The following is a 21,768-nucleotide window of genomic DNA, read 5'->3' as shown; positions in this document are numbered from 1 at the left end:
TGTTTTGTAAATTCAATTGTTTTGTAAAAATAAAAAACGCTTTGCAAATGCAAAGCGTTTAAAAACTATATTTAATAAATCTTTATCTAGAAATTTCTACAATTTCGAATTTCATAATTCCGTTAGGAACATTAATTTCTGCAATATCCCCTACTTGTTTACCTAACAAACCTTTACCAATAGGTGAGTTTACAGATAATTTTCCGTTTCTAACATCTGTTTCAGAATCTGCGACTAACCTGTAAGTAAACTCCATTCCGTTAGTTGTGTTTTTAATTTTCACATTAGAGTGAATCAATATTTTAGAAGTATCTAATTGACTTTCATCTAAAATACGTGCATTTGAAACTACGTTTTTTAATTTGGCTATTTTAAATTCTAAGTGAGATTGTTCCTCTTTTGCTGCATGGTATTCTGCATTTTCACTTAAATCTCCTTTATCTCTTGCATCTGCAATTTCTTGCGTTACTCTTGGTCGTTCAACTTGTTCTAGTTGCGCCAATTCATCCTTCAATTTCTTTAATCCTTCTGGAGAATAATAAGATATATCACTCATTCTTTTCTTTTTTAAAGTTTATCATTTCTTTATATTAATTCATAAAAAAAGATAAAACTGTTTACTTTAAAACCTACTATGGGTTAAATTTAAAAATCTCAAACCCTTTACAGGAATGAGATTAGATTACAAATGTACAAAATATTTGTAACTTGTCATCGTTTTTATAAAAACCGAAAACTATAATGTTAAAAAAAATATTGTCTTTACTATGTATTTCTTTGTTTATAAACTGTTCTGACACAAGTAATTTAGCTAATTGTATACAAACTTTACCCTTAAATTTAGTTACAGATTTAAATAACCCAGAGTTAATAAACGCCCAAACTCCTGGAGGTTTTGCTAAACTTTCTGGTGGCAATAAAGGAATTTTACTTTTTAATAAAAACGGGACAGATTTTGTTGCTTTTGATAGATTGTGCCCTACTAATGATTGCAGCAACCCAATGTCTTTTAGCAATCGAATTTTACAGTGTATTTGCGACGAAAGTAAATATAGCGTAGATTTTGGAGGAGCACCACAAACAGACGGGTACCAATGCCCTGCAATTGAGTATAGAGTAATAAAAACTGGTAGCACAATTCGAATCAGTAATTTTTAGTAGTTTCTTATGCTTTAGATGCTTATTTTTGTATAAACACAACAACTTTACAAGTGAAAAACTATTTTTCTTCAGATTTTAAATTAGGTATTTTAGGTGGTGGTCAGTTAGGGAGAATGATTCTTACTGAAACACAAAAATTCGATATTTACACCTCAATTTTAGAAAGCAATAAAAATGCACCTTGTGCAGATATATGCAACAATTTTGTTATTGGCGATTTATTAGATTTTGATGCGGTTTATAACTTTGGTAAAACAGTAGATGTTTTAACCATAGAAATAGAAAACGTAAATATTGATGCTTTAGACAAGTTAGAAGAAGAGGGTTTAACTATTTATCCGAAGCCAAAAAACTTACGAACGATACAAAGTAAAGCAAATCAAAAAAACTTTTATTTTGATCATAAAATTCCAACAGCACCTTTTTCTCATTTTGCTTATTTAGAAGAGTTGGTAATTTGCTTAGAAACTGAAGTTATTAATTTTCCTTTTGTTTGGAAAGCTGCACGTTTTGGCTATGATGGAAATGGTGTAAAAGTTGTAAGAAATTTTGCCGATTTAGAATCTTTACCAAATGTAGAATGTATTACAGAACAGTTAATTCCGTTTAAAAACGAATTAGCAGTTATTGTTGCTAGAAATTCTGATGGTGAAACAAAAACATATCCTGTTGTAGAAATGGAATTTCATCCAGAAGCTAATCAAGTAGAATATGTAATTTGTCCGGCAAGAATTAAAAAATCGGTTGCTAAAAAAGCACAAGAAGTTGCCTTAAAAGTTGTAAATGATTTAGATTTTGTTGGTTTATTGGCTGTAGAAATGTTTCAAACAGAAACAAATGAGATATTAGTAAACGAAGTTGCTCCAAGACCACACAATTCTGGTCATTATTCAATTGAAGCTAGTTATACCAATCAATTTGAACAACATATAAGATCCATTTTAAATCTTCCTTTAGGAAATACTGAAAGTAAAGTTGCCGGAATTATGGTGAATTTAGTAGGCGAAGAAGGTTTTTCTGGCGATGTATTTTACAAAAACTTAAATGATATTTTAAAAATTGATGGTGTTACACCTCATATTTATGGCAAGAAAGAAACACGTCCTTTTAGAAAAATGGGCCATGTTACTATTGTAAATAAGGATATTGATAAAGCAAGAAAAGTAGCACAAAAAGTTAAAGAAACAATTAGAGTTATTAGTAAATAATACGTCATTACGAGTATAAACGAAGTAATCTCTGAAATAAAAAACAGATTGCTTTGTCACAAACTCCTCGCAATGACAGTACAAAATAAAAATATGGTAGGAATAATAATGGGAAGTGATTCTGATCTTCCAATAATGCAAGAAGCAATAGATATTTTAGAGAGTTTTAATATTAAAATTGAGGTAGATATTGTGTCTGCTCACAGAACTCCAGAAAAATTAGTTGATTATTCTAAAAATGCACATAAAAGAGGTATTCAAGTAATTATTGCTGGTGCTGGTGGCGCTGCGCATTTACCAGGAATGGTAGCTTCTATGAGTCCGTTACCAATTATTGGTGTTCCTGTAAAAAGTAGAAATTCTATAGATGGTTGGGATTCTGTTTTATCAATTTTACAAATGCCTGGTGGCGTACCTGTTGCAACTGTTGCTTTAGATGGTGCAAAAAATGCAGGTATTTTAGCTGCACAAATTATTGGCGCTTCAAACGAAGAAGTTTTAAATAAAATAATTGCCTACAAAGAAGAATTAAAATTAAAGGTTGAAAAAGCTTCAGAAAGAGTTAAAAAATAGTTTTTTATTACCTCGAGCGCAGTCGAGAGGTTATATTTAGGTCTCGACTGCGCTCGACCTGACATAGAAATAAAACATAATGAATCCACTTTTACAAGATTTTAATACAGCACCTTTCTCAAAAATATCTAATTCAGATTACAAACCTGCAATTAAAGAAGCAATTAAAATTGCAAAAGCAGAAATTAATGAAATTGTAATAAATTCTGAGAAACCAACTTTTGAAAACACAACTGTTGCTTTAGATTTTACGGGTGAAAAATTAAATAGAATTACTAGTATTTTTTTCAACTTAAATTCAGCTGAAACTAATGACGAAATTCAGAAAATAGCACAAGAAATTTCTCCTTGGTTAAGTGAATTTAGAAATGACATTACACTAAATGAAGCGTTATTTAAAAGAGTAAAGTCTGTTTTTGATGTTAAAGATACTTTAGATTTAACTGCAGAGCAAAAAACACTTTTAGACAAACAATATAAAGGTTTTGCTAGAAATGGAGCAAATTTAGAAGATGATGATAAAAATAAGCTTCGTAAAATTGATGCTGAACTTTCTAAATTATCTTTAAAATTTGGCGAAAATGTTTTGGCAGAAACCAATGCATTCGAAATGCATTTAACAAATGAGAAAGATTTAGCAGGTTTACCAGAAAGCGTAAAAGAAGCTGCAAAAGAAGTTGCAAAATCTAAAGAAAAAGAAGGTTATATTTTTACGCTAGATTACCCAAGTTACATTCCGTTTTTAACATATGCAGATAACAGAGAATTACGTAAAGAAATGGCAATTGCTTCAGGTAAAAAAGCATTTAAAGACAACGAATTTAATAACGAACAAGTTGTTTTAGATATTGTAAATCTTAGAAATAATAGAGCAAACTTATTAGGTTATAAGACGCATGCTCATTTTGTTTTAGAAGAAAGAATGGCAGAAACACCAGAAAAGGTAATTGAGTTTTCTAATAATTTATTAGAAAAAGCAAAACCTGCTGCTATTAAAGAATTTGAAAACTTAGAAAACTATGCTAAAAAATTAGATGGTATAGATCAACTTCAAAAATGGGATGGTTCTTATTACTCAGAAAAGTTAAAAAAAGAATTGTTCGATTTAGATCAAGAAATTTTAAAACCTTATTTTAAATTAGAAAATGTAATTGATGGTGTTTTTGAAATTGCCAATAGATTATTCGATTTAAAGTTCGAAGAAGTTTCTAACATAGAAAAATACCACGAAGATGTTAAAACCTACTATGTAAAAGATATAAATGGAAACTTTGTTTCTATTTTTTATGCCGATTTTCATCCTAGAAAAGGAAAAAGAAATGGAGCGTGGATGACATCATATAAATCGCAACAAATTAAAAACGGAATTAACGAAAGACCGCATGTTTCTATCGTTTGTAATTTTACAAAACCAACCGAAACAAAACCATCGTTATTAACGTTTAACGAGGTTACCACATTGTTTCATGAATTTGGACATGCATTACACGGCATGTTAGCAAACACTACTTACAACAGTTTATCCGGAACTTCTGTTTCTTGGGATTTTGTAGAATTACCAAGTCAGGTTTTAGAAAACTGGTGTTTCGAAAAAGAAGCTTTAGAGTTGTTTGCAAAACATTATGAAACAGGTGAAGTTATCCCTATGAAATATGTTGAAAAAATTAAAGAATCTGCAAGTTTTCATGAAGGAATGCAAACTTTACGTCAGCTTAGTTTTGGTTTATTAGATATGAGTTGGCATAGTCAAAATCCGTCAGAAATAAAATCTGTAAAGGAATTTGAAAGTAAGGCTTTTGCAAACACAAAATTATATCCTGATGTTGCAGAAAACTGTATGAGTACCGCTTTTTCTCATATTTTTCAAGGAGGATATTCTGCCGGTTATTATTCTTATAAATGGGCAGAAGTTTTAGATGCTGATGCTTTTGAATACTTTTTAGAAAAAGGAATTTTCAACAAAAAAGTGGCTACAAAGTTTAAAGAAAATGTATTATCTAAAGGAGGAACAGAAAAACCGATGCTTTTATACAAACGTTTTAGAGGACAAGAACCAAAACCTGATGCTTTGTTAAAAAGAGCTGGATTGTTATAAGTTTTATGAAACAGGTTCTATTAATATTTTTACTACTATTAAGCACAAACATATCAAGCCAAATAAAAATAATGGAACTGTTTTTAATGAGAACACACCTTTACAAGGAGCTGCCATATATATTGGTAGTTCCTTAATTGGAACAACATCTGATAAAAATGGTGAATTTACCCTAAAAGTAGAAAGCGGAACTTACAAATTAATAATTTCTTTTCTAGGTTATGAATCTCAAGTTTATGAGCTTAACACATTAGATTATACAGAACCTTTAACTTTTAATCTTAAAGAAAAAAAATATGATTTAGATGAAATTACTATTTATAATAAAAAAAGAGAAAAAGGTTTATTCAAAATAAAAGTAAACGTACTTACTTTTTAGATAGATTTAAATTAGAACTGATTGGTAGAAGTAAAATAGCTAAAAAGTGTATCATTATAAACCCTGAGGTCATTCAATTTACATACGATTCTAATAAAAACATACTTAGAGCTTTCGCAAATAAACCTATTGAACTTGAACATAAATTACTTGGCTATACAATTCTTTACGAGCTAGTAGAGTTTAAAATTACACGTCAAACGATAAAATACGCTGGCTATTCTAGATACAAACTTTTAAAGGGAAATAAATATAAACAAAAACGATGGGCTAAAAATAGATTAGAAAAATTTAATGGTTCAGACATTCATTTGTATAAATCTATCATTAACAAAAATTACACTCAAGAAGGTTTTATTTTAAAAAATTTTAGCAGATTTTTAAACCCAGAAAGACCTTCTGAAAAAGAAATTAAAATTGCTTATAAAATATCAAACTCTAAAAAAAATAAATTTTCTAAAAGCAAAAGAGATAGTGCCAACGTGGTTTTAGAAAGAAGTAGAAAGCCAAAATATTTAGACCAAGTATCTAAAACTCACATTTTAATTGATAATATTGACATTTCTTTAATCAACAATAAATATCACATAAATTTTGATCAAGACTTATCTATTCTTTACATAAAAGAAGCAGAAGAAGAGAATTACAATCCACCTTACGAGCAATCCTCTTATCAGAAGAGTTTCGTTTTTTTAAACAACAACCCAATAATATTAAATAAAAATGGTTCGCTATTTAATTATCTAGATATTTATTATGAAAATTATTGGGGGTTTGAAAGATTAGGAGATGCATTACCTCTGGATTATAAACCCTCTTTTAAGAAATAAAAAAAGTACTACAACAGCTCATTTTTACTTTCAATCCATTTACTCATATATTTTGTAGCTTGTAATGTTTGATGTTGCAGTAAATTACCTAGAAAATTCTGAGTTCTATGTTCTTCTAATTTTTCTTGTATTTCTTTTATCTTATTGACAAAAGGTACTCCTAACTTTTCTTTATCATAGATATAATTTATAATATCTACCCCAGTTTCTTGACTACTTTTCCACATTGTTTTATTCCGATATAATTCTGAAGAAACCAATGCAAAATCAGAAAAATTATCTTCTATAAAACCTGGCCAAGGAAAACGATCGCACATTCCTTCTGCTCCAATACTAGTAGTTACACTTGGTGTGCCACAAATCATTGCTTCAGTTAATTTTCCTTTAATTCCAGCTCCAAAACGTAAAGGAGCTAAAAGAACTCGAGCATTTCGTACAACTTCTTGTGCGTTTTCTGCAAAACCTTTTATTATAAAACCCTCATTTTTATTATGAAGTTGATTTATTTGCTGATTTGCATACGCACCATAAATATGGATTTCTGCTTTAGGTAAATACTCTCTAATCTCGTTCCAAACATTTTCTTTTAATGTTAAAACAGCATCAACATTTGGTTTATGGAAAAAATTACCGATAAACACAAAATGCTCTCTTTCTTCAAAAGACTTCCAATTTTGGATCTGATTTTCATCAATATTATCTAACAAAAAAGGTAAATAATACAGAATTTTTTCATCGATCTTAAAAACAGATTTTAGTAAATCCATTTCATAGGTAGATATTATTAAAGACAAATCGCACCTTAAAATAGCTGCAATTTCTCTTTTTGCATCCATCGAATTTAATAACGCATTTATTGTAAAATCCTCCTCATTTTTTAATTGTTGATGTCTTACTTTTCTTAAAAAATGCAAATCCTCAGTATCTAGAATTCGCAATGCATTTGGGCAATTTTCTGCAACACGCCAACCATATTGTTCTTCCATCATAAAACGATCAAAAACAACTATTGTAGGATTTATTTTTTTTACAAAAACATCAAAAGAAGAAGAATTTAATTCTATAAAAACCTCTTCTACTCCAATAAAAGACAAATCTATTGCCTTATCATTTTTTTGCGCAGAAGAAGCAAATGTTACTTTAAAATCTTGCTTTAAAAATAATTTTATAAGCTGTAACATTCTACTACCCGCAGCAGAAGAATTAGGTTCTACCCAAACGGTACCAATAATTAAAACTTGTTGTTGCATTAATTACTTGGTGTTTATTTGTTGTTTATAATTTGCTTGTACACTTTTTCCCCAAATAACAATCTCATCAATCTGTGCTTGTGTTAAATTTGCTTCAGAATGCGTCCAAGTATAAGAGTCTAATGGCATTTTTTTCTTAGCTACTTCTTCGTGTAACTCATCCATTTTATGCTCTTTTTTCTTTAAAGAATACGAATCCCATTTAGAGAAATTTAAATGCTTTTTACCATCTTTTACATGCTCATTTAACCAAAAATTTACGGGAGTTATATTATTATACCAAGGATAATTGGTAACGTTGCTATGGCAATCGAAACAACTTTCTTTTAAAATTTTATATACATTTTCTGGAGGGTTAGTTTCTGATATAAAATAATCTAAAGATTGTAAATTACCTTCATTTTTATCAGGTCCAAAAAATTGCGAAATCAGTAAAATAATAAGTATTAGAAGTACTATTTTTTTAAGAATTTTCATAAGGTAAGTGTTAAATTTTAGAAATAAGTAAAACTACTAAATTCTCTCTTTATTCTATTAAAATATACGTATTTTTGTTATATAATAAAAAGAAAAAAACCGAAAGGTTACTTTAATACGCAAAACAAAAGTACACATGAAATACGATATTATTGTTATAGGTTCTGGACCTGGAGGATATATTGCAGCAATTAGAGCATCACAATTAGGAAAAAAAGTAGCAATTATTGAAAAATATGCCACTTTAGGAGGAACTTGTTTAAATGTTGGATGTATTCCTTCTAAAGCACTTTTAGATTCTTCTCACCATTATTATGATGCTGTACATCATTTTGAAGAGCATGGAATTTCTGTTGAAAAGCCAACTTTCGATTTTGGAAAAATGGTAGAAAGAAAAGCCAATGTTGTAGAAACAACAACAGGAGGAATTAAGTATTTAATGGACAAAAATAACATTACTGTTTATGAAGGCTTAGGTTCTTTTGAAGATGCTACGCATGTAAAAGTTACAAAAAAAGATGGTTCATCAGAAGTTATTGAAGGAGCAGACATTATAATTGCTACTGGTTCAAAACCTTCTACTTTACCTTTTATTACATTAGATAAAGAGCGTGTTATAACTTCTACAGAAGCTTTAAAATTAAAAGAAGTACCAAAACACTTATTGGTAATTGGTGGCGGTGTTATTGGTTTAGAATTAGGTTCTGTTTATAAGCGTTTAGGCGCAGACGTTACCGTTATAGAATATGCACCAAAAATTACACCTACAATGGATGCTGATGTTTCTAAAGAACTTACCAAAGTTTTAAAGAAACAAGGAATGAAAATAAATGCAAGCCATGGCGTTACTTCTGTTGAAAGAAATGGAGACGAAGTAATTGTAAAAGCAACCAATAAAAAAGGTGAAGAAGTTACTTTTACAGGTGATTATTGTTTAGTTGCTGTTGGTAGAAAACCTTATACAGAAGGTTTAGGTTTAGAAAAAGCTGGTGTAAAAGTTACTGAAAGAGGAATGGTAGATGTAAATGACCACTTGCAAACTAATATTAAAAATATTTATGCTATTGGTGATGTTGTTAAAGGAGCAATGTTAGCACATAAAGCAGAAGAAGAAGGTGTTGTTGTTGCAGAATATTTAGCAGGCGAAAAACCACATATCGATTATAACTTAATTCCAGGTATTATTTATACTTGGCCAGAAGTTGCTGCAGTTGGTAAAACAGAGCAAGAATTAAAAGATGCTGGAGTTGCTTATAAAGCTGGTAAATTTTCTATGCGTGCTTTAGGAAGATCTAGAGCAAGTGGAGATTTAGATGGTTTTGTAAAAGTTTTAGCTGATAAAAATACAGACGAAATTTTAGGAGTTCACATGGTTGGTGCACGTGTTGCAGATTTAATTATGGAAGCTGCTGTAGCAATGGAATATAGAGCATCTGCAGAAGATTTAGCTAGAATTTGTCATGGTCATCCAACGTATTCTGAAGCTGTAAAAGAAGCTGCTAAAGCTGCTTGGGATGGTAAACCATTAAATGCATAAAATAATATTCTAAACTTGTTTTAGAATTACATTATATATTAAAAAGCAACCTCTTTAGGTTGCTTTTTTTATGATTATTAATACATAAAGATTTGTATTTTTGCAGTACATATGCAAAGAACAATTCGTACTTTTTCTGTTGATAATATTATTAAATTTAAAACAAACTTATTGTTTTGGGCACAACAGTTTGAAACCGTAACTTGGTTAGATTCTAATAACTATAATCAACAATATTCTAGTTTTGATTGTGCTTTGGCTGCTGATGAATTTACATCGATAAAGACAGATTACCATAATGCATTCGAAAAACTAAGAGAATACCAAACAATTACAAAAGATTTTATTTTTGGATACATTTCTTATGATGTTAAAAATGATGTAGAACGCCTTTCTTCTAAGAATTTTGATGGTTTAGACTTTGCTGATTTATATTTTTTTCAACCTCAAAAATTAGTGTTTATTAAGGGGAATACTATTGAGTTTCATTATTTAAAAATGGTTGATGATGAAATAGATGCAGATTTTGAGGAAATCCAAAAAACTAATAAAGGAGTTCTCGACTGCGTTCGAAAAGACATTGAGGAAAATAAAATAAAAATTAAACTTAGAATTCACAAAGACGAATATCATAAAAAAGTAAACAAAGTTTTAAATCATATAAAAAGAGGTAACATTTATGAAGCTAATTTTTGTCAAGAATTTTATGCAGAAAACGCAACTATAAATCCGCTTGAAGTTTATAATCATTTAAACGAAATCTCAGAACCTCCTTTTGCAACCTTTTTAAAAATTGAACATCAATATTTACTATCTGCAACACCAGAAAGGTATATTAAAAAGGAAGGAAATAAAATAATATCGCAACCCATAAAAGGAACTGCTAAACGTTTAAGAATTAAAATTGATGACGAAAAAATAGCTTCAGACTTATCTAGAGATATTAAAGAACGATCGGAAAACGTAATGATTGTAGATTTGGTAAGAAACGACTTATCTAAAACTGCAAAAATAGGTTCTGTAAAAGTAGAAGAACTTTGTAAAGTGTATACTTTTAAACAAGTGCATCAGATGATTTCTACTGTGGTTTCAGAAATTGACGAGAAAATACATCCAATAGATGTTTTACAAAGCACTTTCCCAATGGGAAGCATGACGGGAGCACCAAAGGTTTCTGCCATGAAAATTATTGAAGACCTAGAAGAAACCAAACGTGGTTTGTATTCTGGAACCGTTGGTTATTTTACACCAACTGGCGATTTCGATTTTAATGTTGTTATTAGAAGTATACTTTATAATGAAGAAAAAAAGTATGTTTCCTACTCTGTTGGTGGTGCAATTACTGCAAAATCAATTCCGGAAAAAGAATATGAAGAATGCCTTTTAAAAGCAAAAGCAATGAAGTATGTATTATTGAATTCTAAATAAGTTTATTTACATTTACCTCATGAACTCTTCAAAAACTGAAATTAGTCTTTGGATATTTATTCTTTTAATTATAATAATTGGAGCACTTATAGGTCTAATTATTAACACGTTTACTGATACATCAAAATCTAATAATTATAAAGACAATAGTGAAACTGATGATTATGATCACCTAGATTTTGATTAATTACAATTTTATATATTTACTACATGATACTTGATAAAGAAGAGAAATTTAAAGTAATTTTTGATAAAATAAAAGAAAAACAAAGTGAGCAAAATATGTTCAATACGTTTTTAGATTTGTATCCGGCTGAATGGAAACAACTTAAAATTACATTTTCTAAGTTTAACAGGAGTAAACAATTTGGTAAAACAATACCATTACCTAAACCAGAGCAATCTTTAAGAAAAGAAATTAGAGCTTGGTTAAAAAAGCAATAAGTATGACACAATCAGAATTTACATTCAACATTTACAACACCGATTTTTACGGTAAAACATGGCAAGCAAACAGCACAAAAGCCGTTGTTGTTTTAGTACATGGAATGGGAGAACATTCTGGACGTTATAATCATGTTGCTAAAAAATTAACTGATAATGATTTTTCTGTAGTTGCTTTCGATCATTTTGGTCATGGCAAAACATCTGGAAAACGTGGTCATAACCCTAGTTTTGAAGCCGTTTTAGAAAGTGTAACTAAAACCATTGAAAAAGCAACAACTTTATTCCCAAATAAACCTGTTTTTTTATATGGGCATTCTATGGGCGGAAATGTGGTTGTAAATTATTCTATTAGAATAAAACATCAATTAAAAGGAGTTATTGCTACAAGTCCGTTTTTAAAATTAGCTTTTCAACCACCAAAAATTAAGTTAGCAGTTGGTAAACTATTACAAAAAATTGCACCTTCTTTAACTATGGGAAATGAGCTAGATGCAAATGACGTTTCTAGAGATAAAGTTGAAGTTGAAAAGTATATCAACGATCCTTTAGTTCATGATAAAATTAGTCCTAATTTTTCTTTAACCTTTATAGACACTGGTTTATGGGCAATAGAAAACGCGAACAAACTAGCTACTAAAATGTTGTTGCTTCATGGAACTGATGATAAAATTATCGATTATAAAGGAACGCAAGAATTTGCTAACAAATCTGATAATGCAACGTTAAAATTATACAAAGGTGGTTACCACGAATTGCAAAACGATTTATGTAAAGAAGAAATGCTACAAGATGTTGTAGATTGGCTAAATTCCCAACTTTAAAAGCCTTATTTTTGAAGTATAAATGCTACAAAAATTCAAAAAACATATTAACGCTAATTTTCCTTTTTTAAAGGACAAAAAACTATTAATTGCTATTTCTGGCGGATTAGATTCTGTTGTTTTAACAACATTGTGTAATCAATTAAATTTTGATATTTCTTTAGCACATTGCAACTTTAATCTTCGAGGTAAAGAAAGTGATTTAGATAAAGAATCTGTTGTTAAATTATCTCAAAAATCGTCTAATCAGATTTTTACAATACATTTTAATACCGAAAAATACGCAAAAGAAAATAAACTTTCTACACAAATAGCGGCAAGAGAATTAAGATATAATTGGTTTCAAGAATTAATTACAACCCATAAATTTGATTTTGTTTTAACCGCACATCATGCAGATGATAATTTAGAAACTTTTCTTATCAATTTAACAAGAGGAACAGGTTTAGATGGTTTTACAGGAATCCCAAAAGTTAATGGGAATATTGCGCGTCCGCTTTTAGCTTTTTCAAGAGAAGAAATTGCTGCATTTGCAAAAACAAACAACATCGTATGGAGAGAAGACGCTAGTAACGCATCAACAAAATATATTAGAAATAAAATTAGGCATCAAGTAATTCCGTCATTAAAAGAAATCAACCCTAATTTATTAGATTCATTTGCAAAAACCTCAACAAATTTACAAGAAAGCAAACAGGTTATAGAAGATAGAATTTCTGAAGTTTTCGAAGATTGTATTACTACTAAAAACGGAATTATAAAGATTGATATTCATAAAATACGTGAACTGTCAAATCCGAAAGCCTATTTATATCAATTATTAAAAGGATATAATTTTACAGAATGGAACGATGTTTACAATCTACTATCTGCTCAATCTGGTAAACAAGTTTTTTCTAAAACACATCGCTTACTAAAGGATAGAGATTTCTTATTGTTAAGCAAATCAAATGAAACTAAAGAAGTTAGAGAAGAATCCTTTTTCATCAAAGAAAATGAGCTAGAAACTCTAAACCCTATTCATTTAGTTTTCGAAAGTGTACAAGAGATATCAACAGAGAATAAACAGACAATTTATATTGATAAAGACTTGTTAAAATTTCCGTTAATTGTAAGAAAACGAGAAAATGGAGACTATTTTTATCCGTTAGGAATGCAAGGAAAAAAGAAGTTGAGTAAATATTTTAAAGATGAAAAATTCTCGCTTTTAGAAAAAGAAAATACTTGGCTACTTTGTAATTCTGATAACAAAATTATTTGGGTTATAAATTATAGACAAGACAAACGATTATCAATTAACAAGAACTCGAAGAACCTACTTAAAGTTTTAGTTAAAGTTATAAATTAACTTAATTCTATTTTGTAATTTTAAAACTTTAATAATCAAATCACTAATATGAAAAAAATATATTTAATTATTGCTGCTATAGTAATTGTTTCTTGTGAGCCAGAAATTAAAATAGATTACGCTATTATTTCAGGAAAAATCATAAATGCAACATCTGAAAAAGCTTCTTTAGTTAAGCAAGCAGATAGATCTCTTGTTAAAGAAATTACGCTTGCAGAAGACGGCTCTTTTAACGATACGATTAAGTTAAACAATGGCTCTTTATTTGCTGTTTACGAAGGTAGAAATACTACAAATTTATATCTATCCGCTGGTGACAATATCTCTATAAATTATGATGCAAAAGAGCGAAAAACTACTTTAGAAATTACTGGAAAAGGATCTGCGTATGCAAATTATCTATCTAAGAAAGCTTTAAAATATAAAGAATCTGTTGGTGAAGGAACTGATGTGTATATAAAAGAAGAAAATGAATATCTAAAAACTTTTAAAGACCTTAAACAGTCTCAAGAATACCTACTTTATAATACTAAAGGAATTTCTGACGAGTTTAAACAACTTGAAAAAAAGAATATTAATTATGCTTTTTTAAGTAATTTAAATAAATATAAAAGTTACCATTCTTATTATGCTAAAAAACCAGATTTTAAAACTTCTGAAGGGTTTTTAGATGAACTAGATGCTTTAGATTATACAAACGAAGCAGATTTTAATTTCTCTTCTAACTACAATGGTTTAGTTACATCAAATTATCGTAAAATGGCTGAAGAACTAATAAAAACAGATTCTTTAGAATATGACATTGCTATGTTAACTGTTTCTGGTAAAATTAAAAATGAAACAATAAAAAACGCATTACTTTTTAATGCTTCTAAATACGGAATTACATACACAAATGATTTAGAAGAGTTCTATAAAATGTATATGGCAGCTGCTACAGATAAAGAAAATAAAGAAGAAATTACTAAAAGTTATAATGCTTTAAAAGCTGTAACAAAAGGAAACATTTCTCCTAAATTTATTGGGTATGAAAACAATGCAGGTGGTTCAACTTCTTTAGATGATTTAAAAGGTAAATATGTATATATAGATGTTTGGGCAACGTGGTGTGGGCCTTGTATTGCAGAAATACCTTCATTAAAAAAGGTTGAAAAAAATATCACAATAAAAACATAGAGTTTGTAAGCATCTCTATCGACAAAGAAAAAGACCATGATAAATGGAAAAAAATGATTGTTGATAAGGATTTAGGCGGTATGCAATTGTATGCAGATAATGACTGGAAATCTCAATTTATAGAAGATTATTTAATAAAAGGGATTCCTCGTTTTATTTTAATTGACCCAAAAGGAAACATTGTTAGCTCAAATGCGCCAAGACCATCAGACAAAAAACTTACAGAATTATTAGACGAATTAAAAATATAATTCATTTTTACTTGTAAAATTATTTTATGAAAAAAATCTTTTTCATTGCAACTTTTCTTTTAGCAATAACGAGTTTCGCACAAACAGCAGAAGACCCAATAATTATTGAGACTTCTGTAAAAAAAATATCAGATACAGAGTATGATGTTATTTTTAATGCTAAACTTTATAAGGGTTGGTATTTATATTCACAACACAATCCAGAAGACGCTTCTTTACCTTTAGAAATAACAATTAAAGAAGGTGAAACTGGTTATAAACTAGTAGGAAAAGCCGATGAAAAAGATACATTTAAAAAGTATTCTGATATTTGGGAAAAAGAAGAAATTGTTTTTAAAGACAAAGCAACAATTACCCAAAGAATTCAACTTATAAATAAAGATATTACTAGAATTAAGTTAAACTTTTTCGGTCAGGTTTGTGAAACCGCATGTATAAATGTTGATGAACCTTTTACAATTTCTCTTGGAGGAAAAACAATAAAAGAAGTAGTTTCTATAACCGAAAAAAGTAAAAATCTTACAAATAGCTTAAAATTAAATCTAAAAAATACTTCTTTACTTAAGAATGTGTCAGATTCAGGTTCAGAAAGTGAAAGCGGTCTTTTTAGCATCTTTTTTCTTGGGTTTGTTGGTGGTTTATTAGCGCTACTTACACCTTGTGTTTTCCCGATGATTCCATTAACAGTGTCATTTTTTACAAAACAGTCTGAAAATAAAAAGAAAGGGGTTTTTAACGCCATTTTATATGGATGTTTTATTGTGTTTATATACATTTTATTAAGTCTTCCTTTTCATTTCTTAGATAATTTAGACCCAGAAATTTTAAATACAATTTCTACAAACGTATGGTTAAACATTTTCTTTTTTGCTGTTCTAACGTTTTTCTCTTTTTCGTTTTTTGGTTTCTACGAAATAACATTACCAAGTTCTTGGGGAAATAAAATGGATTCTGCTTCTTCTGTTGGAGGAATTATTGGTATCTTTTTTATGGCATTAACATTAGCAATTGTTTCCTTTTCTTGTACGGGTCCTATTTTAGGTTCTTTACTTGCAGGTTCTTTAACTTCAGATGGAGGCGCAATGCAGTTAACAGCAGGTATGACTGGTTTTGGATTAGCACTTGCCTTACCCTTTGCTTTATTTGCACTGTTTCCTAATTGGTTAAATTCTTTACCAAAATCTGGCGGTTGGCTAAATACTACAAAAGTGATTTTAGGTTTTTTAGAATTGGCTTTAGCTTTTAAATTTTTATCAAATGCAGATTTAGTTGCACATTGGAATTTATTAAAACGTGAAGTATTTATTGGTATTTGGATAATTATTTTTATTGGATTAGCTTTATACTTATTTGCTAAAATTAAATTCCCACACGATTCTCCAGTAAAAAAACTATCGTTTTCTAGAATGTCTTTTGGTGCTTTAGTAATTGCATTCATCATTTATATTGGCCCTGGTGTTTTAAAAGAACCAACATGGAATTTAAGCTTGTTAAGTGGTTTTCCGCCACCACAATTCTATAGTATTTACGAACAAGAAAACGACTGCCCTTTAGGTTTAGATTGTTATAAAGATTTTGATGAAGGTCTTGCTGCTGCCAAAGAAGCAAACAAACCAATTCTATTAGATTTTACAGGTTGGGCTTGTGTAAATTGTAGAAAAATGGAAGAAAATGTATGGAGCGAGCCAGATATTTATCAAACATTAAAAGACAATTATATTTTAATTTCATTGTATGTAGATGATAATGAGAAAGAATTACCCAAAGACCAACAATTCGATTTTTTAAAGAAAAACGGAAAAATTAAACAAATTAAAACTATTGGAGATAAATGGTCTACTTTTCAAGTAATCAATTTTAAAAATGCATCTCAGCCATATTATATTTTGATGAGTCCAGATTTAGAGATCTTAAATAACACACAACAATATACAGATAGAGATACGTATTACAAATGGTTACAAGAAGGTTTGCAAACTTTTAAAACAAAGTAATGGTAAGGTTTTGGTTGTTTAATAGTAAATAAAAATATTTAGAATTATGAAAATTACGAACTTAATTTTTACTGTATTTACTCTTTTAAACACAACTTTAATTGCTCAAAAAACGACCAAAACAATTACTAAAACTCCCGTAAGTATTTATACTATTTCTAACATTTCTATTGATAAAAATGGTTTTTATGAAATTAATAAGAAGCTAAAATTAGCTAATTTTGATTTTGTAATTGTTAATGCTATTGATTTAGATTTAAATCGATTTTCTATAAACACGAAGCATTTATCTAAAAAACCATCAGAATTTATTTATGATGATTACAAAAGGTATCAAGATCAAAATTTATTAAAAGGCTTCTTACTTAAAAACGATCCAACACGCTGGAATCTACAATGCCGCCAACCAAACTTGCAGTAAAAAATTATTTTTTAATCTAATAAAACACTCTTTTCTACAGAAATTAACTATTTGAAAAAATTATAGTATAATTAATATTATTTTGATAATTATAATAGGCTATTATTGAAAATAACTAGCGTTCTATGGTTTCGGTTTTTTGTAATTTCACAACATAAAACGAATGAATATGTCTGCATTACCGAAGTTAACAAGATTTAATGATAATGTGTTGTCTAAATATCAAATTTACAACAGCATTTTTATGACACTCCCTTTTGATACCATTAATAATACTGGTGTTTTATTACCACTTTTTCATGAAATTTGTAAAAAAGGATTTGAAAACGAAAATACTCCTACAGAAATAGTAGAAAAGTTTTTCCAGAAATATCAAGAAAATCCTACCAAAAAAGAAAAAAGATTTACTATTTCAATTCATTCAATATATAGAACGTCAAGTTGTTCTTTTCGATGCTATCGAAGACGCTGCTTTTCCTATTGTAAATAATATGGATGGGATTGGTACATTAAGAAATTCTAAAGAAACAGCTATTTTAAGTGATAAAATTGAAGTTTTAAAAAAACATTTAGAAGACTTTAAAGTACGTATTGTTTTAACAGCACATCCAACTCAGTTTTATCCAGGTTCTGTTTTAGGAATTATTACAGATTTAGATAAAGCAATACAAAACGACGATTTATTACTTATTAAAAAATTACTAGCACAATTAGGAAAAACTCCTTTTTATAAAAAATCGAAACCAACTCCTTTTGATGAAGCTGTAAGTTTAATTTGGTATTTAGAAAACGTTTTTTATCACTCTATACCTAAAATTTACAATTATATTCAGCATAACGTTTATGACGGAAACCCGATAGATAATGAAATTATAGATCTTGGTTTTTGGCCAGGTGGAGATAGAGATGGAAATCCGTTTGTAACTACACAAATAACTTTAGATGTTGCAGAAAGACTTCGTCAATCTATTTTAAGAAGTTATTATAGAGATGTAAGACGTTTAAAAAGACGTTTTACTTTTGATGGTGTTCAAGAAATACTATCAAGAATAGAAAAACGCTTATATAAACACGTTGTAAGAAGTTATTCTAAAGTTAATTTTTCGCAAAAAATATTATTAGAAGAATTAGAAAATGCTAGAGAGATAATAAGAAACGAACATAATTCTTTATTTATTGAAGAGTTAAATGATTTTATAAATAAAGTAAGAATTTTCGGTTTCCATTTTGCTACTTTAGATATTAGACAAGATAGTAGAGTACATCATGATGCTTTTACACAAATTGTAGACGATTTACTTGCCTCTGGTGATACTACTTTCCCTAAAAATTATCATCGTTTATCTGATGAAGAACAGGTTTCTATTTTATCTTTAATAAAAGGAAATATTGACCCAAGTATTTTAACAGATGAAATGTCTGTAAAAACTATTGAATCTATTTACGCATTAAAAACAATTCAAAAAAGAAATGGAGAACGCGGTGCTAATAGATATATTATAAGTAATAATCAAAGTGCTTTAAACGTTATGCAAACTTTTGCAATGTTAAACTTATGTGGTTTTGAAAACGGTTTACCCGTAGATGTAATTCCGTTATTTGAAACTGTAGAAGATTTAGAAAACGCAAGCGATGTAATGCGTACTTTATATACTAACAATCCTTATAGATATCATTTAACTAAAAGAAAAAACAAGCAAACTATTATGTTAGGTTTTTCTGACGGAACAAAAGATGGTGGATATTTAATGGCAAATTGGGGTATTTTTAAAGCGAAAGAAGCTTTAACTAAAATCTCTAGAGAATTTGATATTGATGTAATTTTCTTTGATGGACGTGGAGGACCACCTGCAAGAGGAGGAGGAAAAACGCATCAATTTTATGCTTCTTTAGGACCAACTATCGAAGACAAAGAGATTCAATTAACAATACAAGGACAAACAATTAGCTCTAATTTTGGAACAAAAGATTCTTCGCAATTTAATTTAGAACAATTATTAAGTTCTGGTATTAAAAATGAAGTTTTTACCAAAGATCAGTTAAACGATCATCATAGAGAAATTATACAAGATTTAGCTTCTACAAGTTATGATACTTATGTAGATTTTAAAAATCATCCGCAGTTTTTATCGTACTTAGAAAAAATGAGTACTTTAAAATACTATTCTAAAACAAATATTGGTAGTAGACCAAGTAAACGTTCTAATTCAGACACATTAGATTTCTCTGCTTTAAGAGCAATACCATTTGTAGGTAGTTGGAGTCAGTTAAAACAAAACGTACCTGGTTTCTTTGGTGTTGGAACAGCACTTAAAAAATATGAAGATGCAGGTAGATTTGATGAAATTGTTGAATTTTATAATGCTTCAGATTTCTTTAAAACATTGTTAGAAAATAGTATGATGAGTTTAACGAAGTCTTTCTTTGGCTTAACTGCTTACATGGCTGATGACCCTGTATACGGAGAATTCTGGAAAGTAATTTACACAGAATATACAACCACAAAACGTTTATTATTAAAACTTGCTGGTCATACAGAGCTAATGGAAAACCATCCTGTAGGTAAAGCATCTATAGAAATTAGAGAGAGTATTGTTTTACCTCTATTAACCATACAGCAATTCGCTTTAAAACAAATTCAAGATTTACAAAAATTTGAAGGAAACGCTAAAGAAATTGAAGTGTATGAGAAAATGGTAATGCGTTCTTTATTTGGTAATATTAATGCTAGTAGAAATTCTGCATAAGCTTTTATCAAAAAAATTATTAAAATGCAATCAATTTTTTGGTTGCATTTTTTTATTCGCCAATATTCTTTATATTTAAAGAAAAAAATGCTTGTTAAAGTCTATGGTTCTGCCGTTTTTGGTATTGAAGCCACTACAATTGTTGTTGAAGTAAATATTGATAAAGGAATTGGTTATCATTTAGTTGGTTTACCAGATAACGCAGTTAGAGAAAGCTCTTACAGAATTTCTGCTGCTCTTAATAACAATAACTACAAACTTCCTGGTAAAAAAATAATTATAAACATGGCACCTGCGGATATTAGAAAAGAAGGTGCTGCTTATGATTTAACACTAGCAATGGGAATTCTTGCTGCTTCTGGTCAAATAAAATCTGAAAGCATAAAAGAATACGTTATTATGGGTGAACTGTCTTTAGACGGAAGTTTACAACCCATCAGAGGAGTTTTACCAATGGCTATAAAAGCCAGAGAAGAAGGTTTTAAGTATTTTATTTTACCTAAAGAAAATGCTAAAGAAGCTGCAATTGTAAATGATTTAGAAGTTTTAGGTGTAGAAAACATTTTAGAAGTAATTAATCATTTTAATGGTGATGCAAAAATTGAGCCTACAATTGTAGATACTAGAGCTGAGTTTTATAAAAACATAGATTTCCCTGAGTTTGATTTCTCTGATGTAAAAGGGCAAGAATCTATAAAACGTTGCATGGAAATTGCTGCTGCTGGCGGGCATAATATTATACTAATTGGTCCTCCAGGTTCTGGTAAAACAATGCTTGCAAAAAGATTACCCTCTATTTTACCACCAATGACTTTACATGAAGCTTTGGAAACTACAAAAATTCATTCTGTTGTTGGTAAAACAAAAAATCATGGACTTTTATATCAACGGCCTTTCAGAAGTCCGCATCACACAATTTCAAATGTTGCACTAGTTGGTGGAGGACAGTATCCAAGACCTGGCGAAATTTCATTATCGCATAATGGAGTTTTATTTTTAGATGAATTACCAGAGTTTAAACGTGAAGTTTTAGAAGTAATGCGCCAACCTTTAGAAGATAGAGATGTTACTATTTCTAGAGCAAAATTTACGGTTACCTATCCTTGTAGTTTTATGTTGGTAGCAAGTATGAATCCGAGCCCTAGTGGTTTTTTTAATGATCCTAGTTCTCCAATGACTTCTTCTCCACAAGAAATGCAACGTTATTTAAGTAAAATTTCTGGCCCTTTATTGGATAGAATTGATATTCATATAGAAGTAACACCGGTTCCTTTCGAGAAATTATCCGAAGAAAGAAAAGGAGAATCTTCTGTAGATATTAGAAAACGTGTTACAGCTTCTAGAGAAATACAATCTAAACGTTTTGATGAATTTGAAAACGTACATTACAATGCACAAATGAACGTAAAACAGATTCGTAAGTTCTGTAAATTATCTCCAGAAAGTTTATCACTTTTAAAAACAGCTATGGAAAAATTAAACCTTTCTGCTCGTGCTTATGATAGAATTTTAAAAGTTTCTAGAACTATTGCAGATTTAGCAAATGTTACAGATATTTCTCCAGATCATATTGCAGAAGCTATACAATATAGAAGTTTAGATAGAGATGGTTGGTTAGGGTAAAA

Annotated in this window: 20 protein-coding genes and 1 pseudogene; 18 read left to right on the top strand and 3 right to left on the bottom strand. The window is 29.2% G+C overall.

The window, feature by feature from the left end:
* Positions 1-82: 82 nt before the first annotated feature.
* A complete protein-coding gene (gene greA / locus N5A56_RS15825; RefSeq protein ID WP_265726478.1) occupies positions 83-556 on the bottom strand; it encodes a transcription elongation factor GreA in 474 nt (157 codons plus the stop codon).
* Between the two features lie 185 nt (positions 557-741).
* On the opposite strand from greA, the gene N5A56_RS15820 reads away from it, so the two are divergent.
* From N5A56_RS15820 to N5A56_RS15800, 6 genes are all read left to right on the top strand, one after another.
* Positions 742-1,158 (top strand): phosphoribosylaminoimidazole carboxylase, encoded by a 417-nt coding sequence (locus N5A56_RS15820; RefSeq protein WP_265726479.1) that lies wholly within the window; start codon positions 742-744, stop codon positions 1,156-1,158.
* A 53-nt stretch (positions 1,159-1,211) separates the two neighbouring features.
* Positions 1,212-2,369, top strand: coding sequence for a 5-(carboxyamino)imidazole ribonucleotide synthase (locus N5A56_RS15815; RefSeq protein WP_265726480.1), 1,158 nt, complete (start codon positions 1,212-1,214; stop codon positions 2,367-2,369).
* A 93-nt stretch (positions 2,370-2,462) separates the two neighbouring features.
* The gene (purE, locus tag N5A56_RS15810) at positions 2,463-2,942 is read left to right on the top strand and encodes a 5-(carboxyamino)imidazole ribonucleotide mutase (RefSeq protein WP_274270549.1); all 480 of its coding nucleotides are present in this window, start codon (positions 2,463-2,465) and stop codon (positions 2,940-2,942) included.
* Between the two features lie 79 nt (positions 2,943-3,021).
* Positions 3,022-5,037: a M3 family metallopeptidase gene (locus tag N5A56_RS15805; protein WP_265726481.1), complete on the top strand. Its 2,016-nt coding sequence runs from the start codon at positions 3,022-3,024 to the stop codon at positions 5,035-5,037.
* On the top strand, positions 5,024-5,416 hold the full coding sequence (locus N5A56_RS17765) for a carboxypeptidase-like regulatory domain-containing protein (RefSeq protein WP_420793213.1): 393 nt from the start codon (positions 5,024-5,026) through the stop codon (positions 5,414-5,416). Before N5A56_RS15805 ends, N5A56_RS17765 begins: the two co-directional genes overlap by 14 nt.
* A gap of 311 nt (positions 5,417-5,727) precedes the next feature.
* Positions 5,728-6,246, top strand: coding sequence for a hypothetical protein (locus N5A56_RS15800; RefSeq protein ID WP_274270546.1), 519 nt, complete (start codon positions 5,728-5,730; stop codon positions 6,244-6,246).
* Positions 6,247-6,254: 8 nt separating this feature from the next.
* On the opposite strand, the gene N5A56_RS15795 is transcribed toward N5A56_RS15800, so the two are convergent.
* Together N5A56_RS15795 and N5A56_RS15790 are read right to left on the bottom strand one after the other, a co-directional pair.
* A complete protein-coding gene (locus tag N5A56_RS15795; protein WP_265726483.1) occupies positions 6,255-7,496 on the bottom strand; it encodes a glycosyltransferase in 1,242 nt (413 codons plus the stop codon).
* Between the two features lie 3 nt (positions 7,497-7,499).
* Entirely contained in the window at positions 7,500-7,973 is a 474-nt protein-coding gene (locus tag N5A56_RS15790; protein ID WP_265726484.1) for a heme-binding domain-containing protein, read from the bottom strand.
* 136 nt (positions 7,974-8,109) lie between these two features.
* On the opposite strand from N5A56_RS15790, the gene lpdA reads away from it, so the two are divergent.
* The 12 genes and pseudogenes from lpdA (at position 8,110) to N5A56_RS15730 (ending at position 21,766) form a co-directional block, all read left to right on the top strand.
* The gene (gene lpdA / locus N5A56_RS15785) at positions 8,110-9,510 is read left to right on the top strand and encodes a dihydrolipoyl dehydrogenase (RefSeq protein WP_265726485.1); all 1,401 of its coding nucleotides are present in this window, start codon (positions 8,110-8,112) and stop codon (positions 9,508-9,510) included.
* A 111-nt stretch (positions 9,511-9,621) separates the two neighbouring features.
* The gene (locus N5A56_RS15780; RefSeq protein ID WP_265726486.1) at positions 9,622-10,938 is read left to right on the top strand and encodes an anthranilate synthase component I family protein; all 1,317 of its coding nucleotides are present in this window, start codon (positions 9,622-9,624) and stop codon (positions 10,936-10,938) included.
* A gap of 19 nt (positions 10,939-10,957) precedes the next feature.
* Complete coding sequence (locus N5A56_RS15775; RefSeq protein WP_265726487.1) at positions 10,958-11,125, top strand: hypothetical protein; 168 nt, start codon at positions 10,958-10,960, stop codon at positions 11,123-11,125.
* A 23-nt stretch (positions 11,126-11,148) separates the two neighbouring features.
* Positions 11,149-11,382: a hypothetical protein gene (locus tag N5A56_RS15770; RefSeq protein ID WP_265726488.1), complete on the top strand. Its 234-nt coding sequence runs from the start codon at positions 11,149-11,151 to the stop codon at positions 11,380-11,382.
* A 2-nt stretch (positions 11,383-11,384) separates the two neighbouring features.
* Positions 11,385-12,206, top strand: coding sequence for an alpha/beta hydrolase (locus N5A56_RS15765; protein ID WP_265726489.1), 822 nt, complete (start codon positions 11,385-11,387; stop codon positions 12,204-12,206).
* A gap of 22 nt (positions 12,207-12,228) precedes the next feature.
* Entirely contained in the window at positions 12,229-13,554 is a 1,326-nt protein-coding gene (gene tilS, locus N5A56_RS15760; RefSeq protein ID WP_265726490.1) for a tRNA lysidine(34) synthetase TilS, read from the top strand.
* Between the two features lie 48 nt (positions 13,555-13,602).
* Positions 13,603-14,730, top strand: coding sequence for a TlpA disulfide reductase family protein (locus N5A56_RS15755; RefSeq protein WP_265726491.1), 1,128 nt, complete (start codon positions 13,603-13,605; stop codon positions 14,728-14,730).
* Positions 14,727-14,981, top strand: coding sequence for a TlpA family protein disulfide reductase (locus tag N5A56_RS15750; protein ID WP_337994858.1), 255 nt, complete (start codon positions 14,727-14,729; stop codon positions 14,979-14,981). The genes N5A56_RS15755 and N5A56_RS15750 overlap by 4 nt, the downstream gene beginning before the upstream one ends.
* A gap of 26 nt (positions 14,982-15,007) precedes the next feature.
* Entirely contained in the window at positions 15,008-16,975 is a 1,968-nt protein-coding gene (locus N5A56_RS15745) for a protein-disulfide reductase DsbD family protein (protein WP_265726492.1), read from the top strand.
* Between the two features lie 46 nt (positions 16,976-17,021).
* Positions 17,022-17,396: a hypothetical protein gene (locus N5A56_RS15740; protein WP_265726493.1), complete on the top strand. Its 375-nt coding sequence runs from the start codon at positions 17,022-17,024 to the stop codon at positions 17,394-17,396.
* 169 nt (positions 17,397-17,565) lie between these two features.
* Positions 17,566-20,143, top strand: a pseudogene (locus tag N5A56_RS15735) (phosphoenolpyruvate carboxylase).
* Positions 20,144-20,230: 87 nt separating this feature from the next.
* The gene (locus tag N5A56_RS15730; protein ID WP_265726494.1) at positions 20,231-21,766 is read left to right on the top strand and encodes a YifB family Mg chelatase-like AAA ATPase; all 1,536 of its coding nucleotides are present in this window, start codon (positions 20,231-20,233) and stop codon (positions 21,764-21,766) included.
* Positions 21,767-21,768: the final 2 nt, after the last annotated feature.

This window comes from Polaribacter ponticola (genome assembly GCF_026191475.2).
GTDB lineage: Bacteria > Bacteroidota > Bacteroidia > Flavobacteriales > Flavobacteriaceae > Polaribacter > Polaribacter ponticola.
The sequence above is the reverse complement of the archived record's forward strand: the minus strand, read 5'-3'. Positions and strand labels throughout refer to the sequence as shown.